Genomic DNA, 13,671 nt, shown 5'->3' with positions numbered 1-13,671 from the left:
GGCGGTGTCGCGGCGTGTCCACCGGGCTCCGTAGGATCGGCTCGTGACAGGGGCGGAGCGGCACACGGACACCGACGGCATGGCGGACGGCCTGGAACGGCTCTGGACGCCGCACCGGATGACCTACATCTCCGGCGAGGACCGCCCGGCCGAGGGCTACGAGAAGCCCACCGGCTGTCCGTTCTGCCGAGGGCCGCAACTCCCCCCGGAGCAGAGCCTGGTGGTGGCCCGTGGCGAGCACGTGTTCGTGGTGCTCAACCTCTACCCGTACAACCCGGGCCACCTGCTGGTCTGCCCCTACCGGCACGTCGCCGACTACACCGACCTGGACGTGCCGGAGACCGCCGAGCTGGCCTCGTACACCCAGACCGCCATGCGGGTGATCCGCAAGGTCAGCAACGCCCACGGCTTCAACCTGGGTATGAACCAGGGCGGGGTGGCCGGCGCCGGCATCGCCGCGCACCTGCACCAGCACGTGGTGCCGCGCTGGGGTGGCGACGCGAACTTCATGCCGGTGATCGGCCGCACCAAGGTGCTGCCGCAGCTGCTCGGCGACACCCGCGACCTGCTCGCCCGCGCCTGGCCGTCCTGACCGTCGCCGGCCGCGTCGGGCTGGCTCGGTGGCGTCCGCGTCGGGCTGGCTCGGTGGCGTCCGCGTCGGCCCAACTGGTCGGCGCGCAGCAGCGAGGTCGGCTCCGGCCAGCCCGTCGCGTGCGGGCGATCATGCCGTACGGTGACCGTCTCCGTGCGCCCGCGTGTCCGCCCGCCGGATCTGCTACGCCCCGACCCGGCGAAGGTGGCACGATCGGCCGATGGCAGTCACGACACGGATGTTGGGGCGCAGCGGCATCGAGGTCAGCGCCCTCGGCATGGGGTGCTGGGCGATCGGCGGACCCTGGGCGGAGGGCAGTCAGCCGCTGGGCTGGGGCGCGGTCGACGACGACGAGTCGGTGCGGGCCGTCCGTCGGGCACTCGACCTCGGCGTCACCCTGTTCGACACCGCCGACGCGTACGGGGCCGGGCACGGCGAACGGGTGCTCGGCCGGGCACTCGCCGGCCGCCGCGACGAGGCCGTGATCGCCACCAAGTGGGGTTACACGTTCGACGAGGCGAGTCGGCAGGCCACCGGTGAGGACGCGTCGCCCGCGTACCTACGTAGCGCGGTGACCGCCTCGCTGCGCCGGTTGGGCACCGACCGGATCGACCTGTATCAGCTGCACCTGGCCGACCTGTCGGTGCCGAGGGCGCAGGCGCTGATCGGGACCTGCGAGGACCTGGTGGCCGATGGCCTGATCAGGGCGTACGGGTGGAGCACCGACCGCCCCGACCGGGCCGCCGCGTTCGGGCAGGCCGCCGCCGGTGCCACCGCTGTGCAGCACGCCCTGTCGGTGCTGCGTGACGCCCCCGAGTTGCTGGCCGTGTGCGACAAGTACGACCTGGCCAGCATCAACCAGGGGCCGCTCGGGATGGGGCTGCTCACCGGCAAGTACACGGCTTCGTCGACGCTGCCCCGCGACGACGTGCGAGGGTTGGCGCCGGGCTGGTTGGGGTGGTTCCGGGGTGGCCGGCCGGCGCCCGAGTGGCTGCGCCGGGTCGGCGCGGTCCGCGCCGCGCTCACCGCTGACGGGCGCACCCTCGCCCAGGGTGCGCTGGGGTGGATCTGGGCGCGCAGCGGTCGCACCATCCCGATCCCGGGCTGCCGTACTGTCGCCCAGGTCGAGGAGAACGCCGCCGCCCTGCACCGGGGCCCGCTGCCGGGCGACCAGTTCGCCGAGGTGGAGCGCCAGTTGGCGGCCCTGCGCACGGCCGCCCTACGCGACGCCGACCGCCCCCACTGGCCCCGCCCGGCCTACCCCACAGTCCACCCCTAACCCCACCCACCCCCACCCTCACCCCACCCCGCCCTGGTCCTGGCCCTGACCCCGTCGATCTTGCACTTTCTGCGGTGACATATGCCGCGACAGCGACATAAGGACGACAGAAAGCGCAAGATCGCCGCAGGGCAGGGCAGGGCAGGGCAGGGCAGGGCAGGGCAGGGCGGGGCCGGGGCCGGGGCAGGGCAGGGCGGGGCGGGGCGGGGCAGGGTCGGGTTACGCGGGTTGTTCCTTGCGGGCCTGGTCGGCCAGGTGGGTGGGCATGGGGTCGTGGCGGACGAAGTGCCGGCGGAAGGTGCCGGTGCCGGCCGTCATGGAGCGCAGCTCGACGGCGTAGCGGAGCAGTTCGGTGGCCGGCACCTCGGCGCGGACGAGGGTGCGGCCCTCGGCGTCCGGGTCCGGTTCGGTGCCGAGCACCCGGCCGCGCCGGCCGGACAGGTCGCCCAGCACCGTGCCCACCGAGCCGTCCGGAACCCGGATGCTCACCTCGTCGATCGGCTCCAGCAGGGCCGGCTGACCACGCTCGGCGGCGTCGCGCAGCGCCAGCGCGCCGGCGGTCTGGAAGGCCGCGTCGGAGGAGTCGACGCTGTGTGCCTTGCCGTCGACCAGTGTCACCCGCAGGTCCACCACCGGGTGGCCGGCGACCAGCCCGCGCTCCAGCTGGGCACGGACGCCCTTCTCCACCGACGGGATGTAGTTGTGCGGCACCGCGCCGCCGACGACCCGGTCGACAAACTCGAAGCCGCTGCCGCGCGGCAGCGGCTCGACCTCGATGTCGCAGACCGCGTACTGGCCGTGGCCGCCGGACTGCTTGACGTGGCGGCCGTGCCCCTTCGCGGGCACTGTCAGCGTCTCGCGCAGCGACACCCTGACCGGCTCGGTGTCCAGCTCGACGCCGCCGGCACGCAGCCGGTCGAGCACCACGTCCGCGTGCGCCTCGCCCATGCACCAGAGCACCAGCTGGTGGGTCTCCGGGTTGCGCTCCAGCCGCAGGGTGGGGTCGCCGGCGACCAGGCGGGCGAGGTTGCGTGCCAGGGCGTCCTCGTCGGCGCGGCTGCGGGCGACGATCGCCACCGGCAGCAGCGGCTCCGGCATCTCCCAGGGGGCGATCAGCAGCGGCTCGTCCCTGGTGGAGATGGTGTCGCCGGTCTCGGCGCTACCCGACTTGGTGATCGCGCAGATGTCACCGGCCACGCAGAGCGACACCTCCCGCAGGGTGGCGCCCAGCGGGGTGTAGATGTGCCCGACCCGCTCGTCGGCGTCGTGGTCGGGGTGTCCGCGTTCGGCCAGGCCGTGCCCGGAGACGTGCACCGTCTGGTCGGGGCGCAGCGTGCCGGAGAAGACCCGGACCAGCGAGACCCGACCGACGTGGCGGTCGACGGTGGTCTTGACGACCTCGGCGACGAGCGGCCCGGCCGGATCGCAGCTCAGCGGCGGACGCGGTGAGCCGTCCACGCCGGTCACCGCCGGCAGCTCGTGCTCCAGCGGGGAGGGGAACGCGGCGGTCAGCACCTCCAGCAGCACGTCCAGCCCGACGCCGGTCTGGGCGCAGACCGGCACCACCGGGTAGAAGTGGCCCCGGGCGACGGCCTTCTCCAGGTCGTCGATGAGCACCTCGTCGCTGATCTCCTCGCCGTCGAGGTAGCGGTCCATCAGGGTCTCGTCCTCGCTCTCGGCGATGATCCCCTCGATCAGCTCGTCGCGGGACTCGTCGATGGCCCGCTGGTGCTCCGGGTCCGGGTCGCGGACGTCGGCGGGCAGCCCGGCGCTGTAGTCGAAGACCCGGCGGGTGATCAGGCCGAGCAGACCTTCGGTGGACACCCCGTCGTCGCCGAGCATCGGCAGGTAGAGCGGCATCACGTTGTCGCCGAAGAGGCGCTGGCAGAGCGCCACCGTCTCGTCGACGTCGGCGCGGGGCTGGTCCAGTCGGGCCACCGCGACAGCCCGGGGCATGTCGACGGCGGCGCACTCCTCCCACAGGGCGACGGTGGCCGCGTCCATGCCGCCCGCGGCGGAGACCACGAACAGCGCGGCGTCGGCGGCCCGCAGCCCGGCGCGCAGCTCACCGACGAAGTCGGCGTACCCGGGCGTGTCCAGCAGGTTGACCTTGATGCCGTTGTGCAGCAGCGGCGCGCAGGACAGGCTGACCGAGCGCTGCTGGCGTACGGCGGCGGGGTCGTGGTCGCCGACCGTGGTGCCGTCGACCACGGTGCCGGCGCGACCGATCGTGCCGGTCGCCGCGAGCAGCGCCTCGACCAGGGTGGTCTTGCCCGCCCCGGAGTGGCCGACGAGCACCACGTTGCGAACCCGCTCGGGCTCGGTCACCACCGGCGTGCCGCCCGTGGAACCCTTGTCGTGACTCTTCTGCGCCATGGGGCGCACCTCCCTCAGCCGGTGGTGGTGGCGACCGCCGCGCGACGGGAAGCGGCCCGGGGCGAGTGCGCGGCGATATCCTCCGGTGGTCTGCTGCACAGCGGGAACTCAACGGGCGGACGGGTGAGCTGGCTCACCTCCCGGCTCGATCTCACACCCGTTGCCGGACAGGCACAAGCCTCCCCCGGGCGGGTCGGCGGTACCGTCCGTATCGGCAGAGCTGGGCGGACCGTTATCGTGGGGACCGCCATGGCGAAGATCTTCCAAGTGTCGGCCCGCGCGGGGATGACCCGCGTCGTCGAGCCGATTGCCCGCGCCCTGCTGCGCGCGGGCGTCACCCCCAATGCCGTCACCGTCGCGGGCACCGTTGGTGTGCTCGTCGGCGCGCTCGGCTTCGGTGCTCGCGGCCATCTGGTCGCGGGCGCGTTGATCGTCACCCTGTTCGCGCTCACCGACCTGCTTGACGGGACGATGGCCCGGATGAGCGGTGGCTCCACCCGGTTCGGCGCGTTCCTCGACTCAAGCATGGACCGGGTCGCCGACAGCGCCGTCTTCGGCGCTGTCGCGTACTGGCTGGCCACGCAGGGCAACTACTCCGGGGTGGCCGCCGCGTTGGTCTGCCTGGCCGCCGGCAGCCTGGTCTCCTACGTGAAGGCCCGCGCCGAGGGGCTGGGCATGACCTGCAACGTGGGCATCGCCGAACGCACCGAGCGGCTGCTGATCGTCGGCGTCGGCGGGATCCTCACCGGCCTGAACGTGAAGCCGGCGCTGGAGATCGCGCTCTGGCTGCTCGCCGCCGTGTCGATCTTCACGGTGGGCCAGCGGATGACGCACGTCTACCGCCAGGCCCAGCAGCTCCAGCCGGACGGTCAGGCGTGAGTGGCCTGCCGGCGACCCGCCGTCGGAAGACCGGCGGCCGAGTCGCGTGAACCTCACCGAGCTGGGCTACATCGCCGGTTGGCGGGTGATCCGCGCGCTACCCCGGCCGTTGGTGGCGGCGGCGTTCCAGGCGGGCGCGGACCGCGCCCATCGCACCGGCGGCGGGGGTACGGCCCGACTGCGCGCGAACCTGCGCCGGGTGGTCGGCCCGGAGCTGCCCGACGCCGAGCTGGACGATCTCGTCAAGCGCGGGCTGCGCTCGTACGCCAGGTACTGGATGGAAGCGTTCCGGCTGCCCAGCCTGAGTCGGTCGCAGATCCTGTCCACCTTCCGGCTGGACGGCGCGGAGCTGCTCGCCGCCGACGTGGCGGCCGGCCGGGGCGCGGTGGTGGCGCTGCCGCACGCCGGCAACTGGGATGCCGCCGGTGCCTGGGTGGCGGCCACCGGTTGGCCGCTCACCACGGTGATGGAGCGGCTCAAGCCGGAGGGCGTGTACAAGCGTTTCCTGGCCTTCCGAAAGGTCCTCGGGATGGAGATCCTGCCGACCCACGGTGGGCCGCGCCCGGCCTTCGACGTGCTGCTGGACCGGCTCCGCGCCGGTGCGGTGGTGCCGTTGCTGGCCGACCGGGACCTCTCCGCCCGGGGGGTGGAGGTGGACTTCTTCGGCGGGAAGACCCGGATGCCCGCCGGGCCGGCGCTGCTCGCGCTGCACACCGGCGCGCCGCTCTACGTGGCCTCGATGTGGTACGAGCCGGACGCCGCGTGTGCGTCGCTGGATGGCCCGCTGCCGGTGCCCGGGCCCGAGGTGGGTCCCCTGGACCAGCGGGTCCGGTCGCTGACCCAGTTGATCGCTGACCGTCTGGCGGCGGGTATCGCCCGGCATCCGGAAGACTGGCACATGTTGCAGCGGATGTGGCTGGACCAGGGAAGGTCGGGGGAGGGCGCGGCGCTGCCCTCGTCGGCCTCCGGCCAGGCCTGAGGAGGTGGGCTGACACATGCGGATCGGCATCGTGTGCCCGTACTCCTTCGACGTGCCCGGTGGGGTGCAGAACCATGTCATGGACCTCGCCGAGGCGCTGATCGCGCTGGGCCACGAGGTCAGCGTGCTCGCGCCGGCTGACGACGATTCGCCGCTGCCGGAGTACGTGGTGTCCGCCGGGCGGGCCGTTCCGCTGCCGTACAACGGTTCGGTGGCCCGGATCGCGTTCGGCCCGGTGTCGACCGCCCGGGTGCGGCGGTGGATCACCAACGGTGACTTCGACGTGCTGCACGTGCACGAGCCGCTCACGCTGAGCCTGTCGCTGCTGGCCGTGCTCTCCGCCCGTGGCCCGGTGGTGGCCACGTTCCACACCGCGATGACCCGTTCCCGGGTGCTCGCCGCCGCGCAGGGCGTGCTCCAGATCGTGTTGGAGCGGATCACGGCCCGGATCGCGGTGAGCGCGTTGGCCCGCAAGGTGCAGGTCGAGCACATGGACGGCGGCGCGGTGGAGATTCCCAACGGGGTGGCGGTGGCCAAGTTCGCCGACGCCGAGCCGTTGCCGGGCTGGCCGGGGGAGTGCGCGGCCGGCACCGGGGGCACGCTCGGCTTCCTGGGCCGGTTCACCGAGGCTCGCAAGGGCTTCCCGGTGCTGCGCGACGCGTTCGTGGCGTTGGCCGCCACCCGGCCCGGCCTGCGGTTGCTCGTCGCCGGTCCCGGTGACCCCGACGACCTGTACGACCAGTTCCCCGCCGAGCTGCACGAGCGGATCACGTTCCTCGGCCTGGTCAGCGAAGCGGACAAGGCGCGGATGCTGCGCAGCGCGCATCTCTACGTCGCACCGAACACCGGCGGCGAGTCGTTCGGCATGATCCTCACCGAGGCCCTCGCGGCGGGTACGACTGTGGTCGCCAGTGACCTGGACGCGTTCCGGCGGGTCCTCGACGGTGGGCGGGCCGGTCGCCTCTTCCCCACGGGCGACCCGGTGGGGCTGCGTGACGTGCTGAGTGAGCTGCTGGACGACCCGGCCGGGCGGGCCACGCTGAGTGCCTGCGGCGATCAGGTGGTGGCGAATTTCGACTGGCCGGTGGTTGCTCGGCGCGTTGTGGAGGTATACGCAGCGGCGATCGAGGCAACCGACGGGCGGGTCATCGACCAGGAGTGGGTGGGGCTGGGCTGAGCCGGGTGTGACGGATGGTGCGGTGGTGACCGGTGGGACCGGTCCGGCCGCGCCCAATCGGACGAAACGGAGCAGCACTACGATGCCGCACATGTGGTGGGTGGTGGCCGGAAGCGTGGTCGTGGGGCTGGTCGCGGCGTACCTCATCTGGACCGCCGGCCGGGTCGAGCGGCTGCAGGGCCGCGCGGAGCTGGCGGCCCGGGCCCTCGACGCCCACCTGCTGCGCCGCGCGGCGGCGGCCGCGGTCCTGGCTGAGCGGCGTTTCGGGGTCGAGCTGTACGCGGCGGCCCGGATCGCCCTGGACGCCAGCCCGGACGAGCGGGAGGCGGCGGAGAACGACCTCACTCGCCAGCTGCGCGGTGTCCAGTTGGACGCGGCCGACCCGGACTGCGCGGCGGTCATCGCCGCCAGTCGTCGGCTCGCGTTGTCCCGGCAGGTGCACACCGACCTGGTCCGGGACGCCCGCTCGGCGCGCAGCAGGCCGCTGGTGCGCCTGTTGCGGATGGGACGGGGCCGGGAGTGGCCGCGCTACTTCGACATCGACGACCCGACCCTCGTCGTCCCGGCGGACGTCCCCGCCGCCTGATCCCCGGCGGGCGCCGGCCGCTCCCCGACGGCCCGGTGACCACTGCCACAGTGCAGGCCACCGGGGGTCTGATTGGCTGTCGGTACGGCGTTGCACGGCGCGTAGCATTTTCGCTGCCACCCCCACCGCAGGTCCAAGGAGCGATGACCCGTGCCCGAAAACACCGCCTCGAACACCGGTTCCGCCCCCGTCGTCGGCACCGCCCGCGTGAAGCGCGGCATGGCCGAGATGCTCAAGGGCGGCGTGATCATGGATGTCGTCAACGCCGAGCAGGCCAAGATCGCTGAGGACGCCGGTGCCGTGGCGGTGATGGCCCTGGAGCGGGTGCCCGCCGACATCCGCGCGCAGGGCGGGGTGTCCCGGATGAGCGACCCCGACATGATCGACGGGATCATCGAGGCGGTCTCCATCCCGGTGATGGCCAAGGCCCGCATCGGTCACTTCGTGGAGGCGCAGATCCTCCAGTCGCTGGGTGTGGACTACGTCGACGAGTCCGAGGTGCTGACCCCGGCCGACTACGCGAACCACATCGACAAGTGGGCGTTCACGGTGCCCTTCGTCTGTGGCGCGACGAACCTGGGCGAGGCGCTGCGCCGGATCACCGAGGGTGCGGCCATGATCCGTTCCAAGGGCGAGGCGGGCACCGGTGACGTCTCCAACGCCACCACCCACATGCGGAAGATCCGCCAGGAGATCCGCCGGCTCTCCTCGCTGCCGGCCGACGAGCTGTACGTCGCGGCCAAGGAGCTGCAGGCCCCGTACGAGCTGGTCAAGGAGGTCGCCGAGAGCGGCAAGCTGCCGGTGGTGCTGTTCACCGCGGGCGGGATCGCCACTCCGGCCGACGCGGCGATGATGATGCAGCTCGGCGCGGAGGGTGTCTTCGTCGGCTCCGGCATCTTCAAGGCCGGCAACCCGGCCCAGCGGGCCGCCGCGATCGTCAAGGCGACCACCTTCCACGACGACCCGGACGTGCTGGCCAAGGTCTCCCGGGGACTCGGCGAGGCGATGGTCGGCATCAACGTCGACGAGATCCCGCAGCCGCACCGCCTGGCCGAGCGCGGTTGGTGAGCGCGAGGAGTGAGCCGTTCTTGCGAGCCCCGCAGTCGCGAGGGAAGGACGGGTTGGTGAGCGCGCTCCCGCGCTCCCGACAGCCACGGAAGGAACGGTGCCGATGAGCCGGCCCACCATCGGTGTCCTCGCCCTTCAGGGGGACGTCCGGGAGCATCTGGCGGCGCTGACCGGGGCGGGCGCGGACGCCCGCCCGGTCCGCCGTCCGGGCGAGTTGGACGCGGTCGACGGCCTGGTCATCCCCGGCGGGGAGTCCACCACCATCAGCAAGCTCGTCGACATCTTCGAGCTGCGCGAGCCGATCGACAAGCGGATCGCCGACGGCATGCCCGTCTACGGCTCGTGCGCCGGCATGATCATGCTGGCCACCGAGGTGCTGGACGGCCGCGCCGACCAGCGCGGTTTCGCCGGCATCGACATGACGGTACGGCGCAACGCGTTCGGCCGGCAGGTCGACTCGTTCGAGGCGCCCGTGGAGATCACCGGCGTGCCGGGCGGGGGATTCCACGCGGTGTTCATTCGCGCGCCGTGGGTCGAACGGGTCGGCGCGGGCGTCGAGGTGATCGGCACGGTGACCGGTGGCCCGGCCGCCGAGCGGATCGTGGCGGTCCGGCAGGGCAACCTGCTGGCCACCTCGTTCCACCCCGAGCTGACGGGTGACCCGCGCGTGCACGCGTACTTCGTGGAGCTGGCGCGCACCGCCTGAGCGGCCGACCCGCGCGGCCGGGGCGGCGGCCCTTCCCCGCCCTTTCCCGGAACCCGAGCGGATCCTCGCCCGACGCGCCCGGCACCCATCCCAAGATCGTGCTTGAACATGGATGTAGTGGTGTCGGCGTGCCGGGGAGGCCACTACTTCCTGGTTCGAGCAAGATCTTGGCGTGGGGTCTGCACCGGTCGTCATCCCCGCTGGAGGCGCACCCGGTGCCCCGGGCAGTCCCGGGTGTGACATGGCGGGGTGTGGCCTCGGTAAGATTGCCGCGGTTCGGCAGGGCCGTCGCCCGGCGCGGGCACTTCCCGCGGGGCCGATCGGCCGCCGGATCGCCGGATGCGGCGCGGAATCGGTGCGGCAGTCGACGCAGGCGTGCAATGACAGACGGAGGTAGAAGATGTCCGGCCACTCAAAGTGGGCGACGACCAAGCACAAGAAGGCCGTCATCGACGCCAAGCGCGGCAAGATGTTCGCCAAGCTGATCAAGAACGTCGAGGTGGCCGCGCGCACCGGCGGCGGTGACCCCTCGGGTAACCCGACGCTCTTCGACGCCATCCAGAAGGCGAAGAAGAGTTCGGTGCCGAACGACAACATCGATCGCGCCGTCAAGCGCGGCTCCGGCCTGGAGGCCGGCGGCGCCGACTGGCAGACGATCATGTATGAGGGGTACGGCCCGAACGGCGTGGCCATGCTCATCGAGTGCCTCACCGACAACCGCAACCGGGCGGCCACCGAGGTACGGACCGCGCTGACCCGCAACGGCGGCTCGCTCGCCGACGCCGGTTCGGTGTCGTACATGTTCTCCCGGAAGGGCGTGGTGATCGTCCCCAAGGAGGGCACCACCGAGGACGACGTGATGCTCGCCGTCCTGGACGCCGGTGCCGAAGAGGTCAACGACATCGGCGAGGCGTACGAGGTGGTCTCCGAGCCGACCGACCTGATCCCGGTGCGGACGGCCCTGCAGGATGCCGGCATCGAGTACGAGTCGGCCGAGTCCTCCCTGATCCCCAGCGTCAACGTGCCACTTGACGAAGAGGGCGCGCGCAAGATCTTCAAGCTGATCGACGTGCTGGAGGACTGCGACGACGTCCAGAACGTCTACGCCAACTTCGACGTCAGTGACGACGTGATGGCGGCGGTCGACGCCTGAGCCCGCCTCCGCCCGCCGCGATCGGGCACTGTCTGCCCCGACCGGGCCGGACAGGACAGATCGCTGGTCGAGAGTGCACGATCGCGGTGGGGTTGGTGGGCGGTGAGGAGGTGCCGTGGTGGTGCAGCGGTTCGCGGCCGGCGACACGGTCATCCGGCGTGAGGTGCTGCGCGGGGAGGTCTGGTTCGGCTGCCCGACGATCTGCGTCGAGGACTCCGCCGACCTGCTCGTCCTCTATCTCCCGCCGGGGGCCGAGTTCGGCTTCCCGGCCGACGGGGTGTTCCCGTGCGGGCGGCACCCGTGGGAGGCCGCCGGGCACCACTCCTGGTCGGGGCACGGCAAGCTGATGCTGCAACGCCCCGGTGAGGCGCACTCGATCGACGTGTTCTGGTCGGGCCCGGGGCGCGACTTCGCCGGCTGGTACTTCAACCTTCAGGACCCGGTGCGGCGTACGTCGATCGGGGTGGACACCCTGGACCACGAGTTGGACCTGTGGTGGGCCGCGGACGCCGACCGGTACGTCTGGAAGGACGTGGAGATGTTCGCCCAGCGCCTCGTCGAGGGGCGCTACCCGGGAATGGGGGACGCCATCCAGGCCGAGGGTGACCGGATCGCCGCCCTGCTCGACGCGGGTGAGCGCTGGTGGGACCCGGCATGGGCCAGGTGGCAGCCCGACCCCGCCTGGTCGGCCCCGCGGCTGCCCGCCGGCTGGGACCGGGTGCCACCCGCGCGCTGAGCGGCCCGCCGGGACCGTCAGGTCGCCGGCGTCCGATCGCGCGGAACGGTGTCGCACGGCGACGGGCGCCGGCATCCGATCAGGACACCGACGCCCGCACCGGCGAACCGTACTGCTCAGCCGATGGTCTCCCGTTCCCGCCAGGCGGTACGCAGGGAGGTTCGGCCGTTGGTGCGCAGCAGCGACCCCTCGTACACCCGGGCCCCGGCGACCACGAACGCGCCGGCGGCGAGCAGCAGGATGACCAGCGAGACGATCGGTTCCCAACCGGCCGCGTCACCGGTGAACAGTCGCAGCGGCATGGCCGTGGGCGACGAGAACGGCAGGTAGGACAGCACCCGCATCGCGGTGTCGTTGTCGTTCAGGAAGATCACCGCGAAGAACGGCAGCATCACGGCGAACTGCACCGGTGTCGACACGGCGGCGATGTCCTCCTGCCGGTTGGCCAGCGCGCCGGCCGCCGCCCACATCGCGGCGAGCAGCACGAAGCCGAGCAGGAAGAACGGCACGAACCAGCCGATCGCCGGGGCGAGCAGGGTGAGCAGGCCCCCGCTGTCACCCATCTGCAGCCCGATCACCGCCACCACCGCGATCAAGGCGATCTGCGCGAACGCCAGGATCGCGCCGGCCACCACCTTGCCGGCCAGCAGGGCCCGGACCGGCACGGCGGCCACCAGGATCTCCACGATCCGGGTCTGCTTCTCCTCGGTGACGCTCTGCGCGATCTGCAGGCCGAAGGTCTGCGAGGTGATGAAGAAGACGAACGCGAAGACGAACGGCACCAGGAACGCCACCACGGGGTTGACCGCGTCCGGGTCGAGCAGGCGTACGGTCGGCTGGCTGCTCAGGGCCCGCACCACGTCGTCGGGGGCCTCGTCCATGGCCACGACGGCGGGTCCGCCGACCACCGCTGCGTCCACGTCGCCGTCGCGGACGGCCCGCTCGGCGGCCCGGTCGTCGGGGACGACCTGGACCTCCAGCCCGGCGGCGCGCAGCGGCGCGGCCACGCTCTCGGTCGCCGCGACGGTGGACGGCCCGCCGGCGAGCAACGGCGGCAGGATGGTGCCGGCCGCCGCGATCAGCAGGAAGAAGAGGGTGCCGAACAGGAAGGTGCGGTCGCGGAGCTTGACGCGGATCTCGCGTTCGGCGACCAGCCGGGTGGCCTGGGTGACGTTCACTGGGTGACCTCTCGGAAGATCTCGGTGAGCGAGGGGCTGACCGGGCGGAAGGCGCGGACCGGGCCGCGGGCCAGAGCCGCCTGGAGGACGGGCTGCTCGTCGGCGCCGGCCGGCAGGTCGAAGACCACCCGGGGGCCGTCCAGCTCGACCACTGTCACCCCGGGGTGGTCGCGTACCCAACCGGCGTCGGCGGCGACCACCAGCTCGTAGCGGGGCACCGTGTACGAGTCGCGCAGCTGCTGCCGGCTGCCGGCGGCCCGGATCACCCCGTCCCCGATGATCACCAGGTCGTCGCAGAGGCGCTCCACGACGTCGAGCTGGTGACTGGAGAAGAGCACGGGCGCGCCGGCCGACGCCCGTTCCCGCAGCACGGCGACGACGGTGTCGACGGCCAGCGGGTCGAGCCCGGAGAACGGCTCGTCGAGCACCAGCACCTCGGGGTCGTGCACCAGCGCGGCGGCGATCTGCGCGCGTTGCTGGTTGCCCAGCGACAGCGTCTCCAGCAGGTCGTTTCCGCGTTCACCGAGCCCGACCCGCTCCAGCAGGGCGTCGGTGGCACGGCGTGCCGCGGCGGCGTCCAGGCCGTGCAGCCGGCCCAGGTAGGCGACCTGCTCCCGGGTGGTCATCTTCGGGTAGAGGCCGCGCTCCTCCGGCATGTACCCGAAGCGTCGGCGGTCCTGCCGGGTCAGCGCCGTGCCACCCCAACTGACCTCGCCCGCGTCGGCGGAGAGCACCCCCAGGATGATCCGCATGGTGGTGGTCTTGCCGGCGCCGTTGGCGCCCACGAAGCCGGTCATCCGCCCGGCAGCCACCTCGAAGGACACGTTGTTGAGCACCTGCCGGTCGCCGAAGCTGCGGTCGACGCCGTCGAGGCGAAGCGTTCTGGTCACGCGCTGATGCTAGATCGAGTACGCCGTTGCGCCGTCCGCCCGGCGGCGGAGCGGGCGGGTCCGCCGGGCGGT

General features: G+C 72.5%; 13 protein-coding genes. 10 read left to right on the top strand and 3 right to left on the bottom strand.

Going from position 1 to position 13,671, the window contains the following annotated elements:
• Positions 1 to 79 precede the first annotated feature (79 nt).
• Both ACX27O_RS20935 and ACX27O_RS20930 read left to right on the top strand, forming a co-directional pair.
• The gene (locus ACX27O_RS20935) at positions 80 to 592 is read left to right on the top strand and encodes an HIT family protein (protein WP_209444630.1); all 513 of its coding nucleotides are present in this window, start codon (positions 80 to 82) and stop codon (positions 590 to 592) included.
• 220 nt (positions 593 to 812) lie between these two features.
• Entirely contained in the window at positions 813 to 1,871 is a 1,059-nt protein-coding gene (locus tag ACX27O_RS20930) for an aldo/keto reductase (RefSeq protein ID WP_458939935.1), read from the top strand.
• 219 nt (positions 1,872 to 2,090) lie between these two features.
• Here ACX27O_RS20930 and ACX27O_RS20925 read toward each other — a convergent pair whose 3' ends face one another.
• Complete coding sequence (locus ACX27O_RS20925; protein WP_458939934.1) at positions 2,091 to 4,247, bottom strand: elongation factor G-like protein EF-G2; 2,157 nt, start codon at positions 4,245 to 4,247, stop codon at positions 2,091 to 2,093.
• A 249-nt stretch (positions 4,248 to 4,496) separates the two neighbouring features.
• Between ACX27O_RS20925 and pgsA the strand changes: the two genes are divergently transcribed.
• The 8 genes from pgsA (at position 4,497) to ACX27O_RS20885 (ending at position 11,531) form a co-directional block, all read left to right on the top strand.
• Positions 4,497 to 5,126, top strand: coding sequence for a phosphatidylinositol phosphate synthase (gene pgsA, locus ACX27O_RS20920; RefSeq protein WP_030336879.1), 630 nt, complete (start codon positions 4,497 to 4,499; stop codon positions 5,124 to 5,126).
• A gap of 46 nt (positions 5,127 to 5,172) precedes the next feature.
• Positions 5,173 to 6,105 (top strand): phosphatidylinositol mannoside acyltransferase, encoded by a 933-nt coding sequence (locus ACX27O_RS20915; RefSeq protein WP_210863359.1) that lies wholly within the window; start codon positions 5,173 to 5,175, stop codon positions 6,103 to 6,105.
• 16 nt (positions 6,106 to 6,121) lie between these two features.
• On the top strand, positions 6,122 to 7,282 hold the full coding sequence (locus ACX27O_RS20910; protein WP_030336883.1) for a glycosyltransferase family 4 protein: 1,161 nt from the start codon (positions 6,122 to 6,124) through the stop codon (positions 7,280 to 7,282).
• An 82-nt stretch (positions 7,283 to 7,364) separates the two neighbouring features.
• On the top strand, positions 7,365 to 7,868 hold the full coding sequence (locus tag ACX27O_RS20905) for a hypothetical protein (protein ID WP_210862599.1): 504 nt from the start codon (positions 7,365 to 7,367) through the stop codon (positions 7,866 to 7,868).
• Between the two features lie 150 nt (positions 7,869 to 8,018).
• The gene (gene pdxS / locus ACX27O_RS20900; protein ID WP_030336887.1) at positions 8,019 to 8,936 is read left to right on the top strand and encodes a pyridoxal 5'-phosphate synthase lyase subunit PdxS; all 918 of its coding nucleotides are present in this window, start codon (positions 8,019 to 8,021) and stop codon (positions 8,934 to 8,936) included.
• Between the two features lie 103 nt (positions 8,937 to 9,039).
• Positions 9,040 to 9,642, top strand: coding sequence for a pyridoxal 5'-phosphate synthase glutaminase subunit PdxT (pdxT, locus tag ACX27O_RS20895; RefSeq protein WP_030336889.1), 603 nt, complete (start codon positions 9,040 to 9,042; stop codon positions 9,640 to 9,642).
• A 400-nt stretch (positions 9,643 to 10,042) separates the two neighbouring features.
• Positions 10,043 to 10,795 (top strand): YebC/PmpR family DNA-binding transcriptional regulator, encoded by a 753-nt coding sequence (locus ACX27O_RS20890; protein ID WP_030336891.1) that lies wholly within the window; start codon positions 10,043 to 10,045, stop codon positions 10,793 to 10,795.
• A 115-nt stretch (positions 10,796 to 10,910) separates the two neighbouring features.
• The gene (locus tag ACX27O_RS20885; RefSeq protein WP_358126484.1) at positions 10,911 to 11,531 is read left to right on the top strand and encodes a ribonuclease FAU-1 family protein; all 621 of its coding nucleotides are present in this window, start codon (positions 10,911 to 10,913) and stop codon (positions 11,529 to 11,531) included.
• 116 nt (positions 11,532 to 11,647) lie between these two features.
• Here the strand turns inward: ACX27O_RS20885 and ACX27O_RS20880 are convergent, their stop codons facing one another.
• Both ACX27O_RS20880 and ACX27O_RS20875 read right to left on the bottom strand, forming a co-directional pair.
• A complete protein-coding gene (locus tag ACX27O_RS20880) occupies positions 11,648 to 12,709 on the bottom strand; it encodes an ABC transporter permease (protein ID WP_030336895.1) in 1,062 nt (353 codons plus the stop codon).
• On the bottom strand, positions 12,706 to 13,599 hold the full coding sequence (locus ACX27O_RS20875) for an ABC transporter ATP-binding protein (RefSeq protein ID WP_030336897.1): 894 nt from the start codon (positions 13,597 to 13,599) through the stop codon (positions 12,706 to 12,708). The genes ACX27O_RS20880 and ACX27O_RS20875 overlap by 4 nt, the downstream gene beginning before the upstream one ends.
• Between the last annotated feature and the right edge of the window lie 72 nt (positions 13,600 to 13,671).

The organism is Micromonospora sp. SD19 (assembly GCF_054462275.1).
Note: the sequence above shows the minus strand (reverse complement) of the source record. Positions and strands in the feature narration are given on the sequence as shown.

Coding starts and splice junctions, on each gene's coding strand:
- ACX27O_RS20935 (WP_209444630.1), top strand. CDS start 80: ATGGCGGACGGCCTGGAACGGCTCTGGACGCCGCACCGGATGACCTAC.
- ACX27O_RS20930 (WP_458939935.1), top strand. CDS start 813: ATGGCAGTCACGACACGGATGTTGGGGCGCAGCGGCATCGAGGTCAGC.
- ACX27O_RS20925 (WP_458939934.1), bottom strand. CDS start 4,247: ATGGCGCAGAAGAGTCACGACAAGGGTTCCACGGGCGGCACGCCGGTG.
- pgsA (WP_030336879.1), top strand. CDS start 4,497: ATGGCGAAGATCTTCCAAGTGTCGGCCCGCGCGGGGATGACCCGCGTC.
- ACX27O_RS20910 (WP_030336883.1), top strand. CDS start 6,122: ATGCGGATCGGCATCGTGTGCCCGTACTCCTTCGACGTGCCCGGTGGG.
- ACX27O_RS20905 (WP_210862599.1), top strand. CDS start 7,365: ATGCCGCACATGTGGTGGGTGGTGGCCGGAAGCGTGGTCGTGGGGCTG.
- pdxT (WP_030336889.1), top strand. CDS start 9,040: ATGAGCCGGCCCACCATCGGTGTCCTCGCCCTTCAGGGGGACGTCCGG.
- ACX27O_RS20890 (WP_030336891.1), top strand. CDS start 10,043: ATGTCCGGCCACTCAAAGTGGGCGACGACCAAGCACAAGAAGGCCGTC.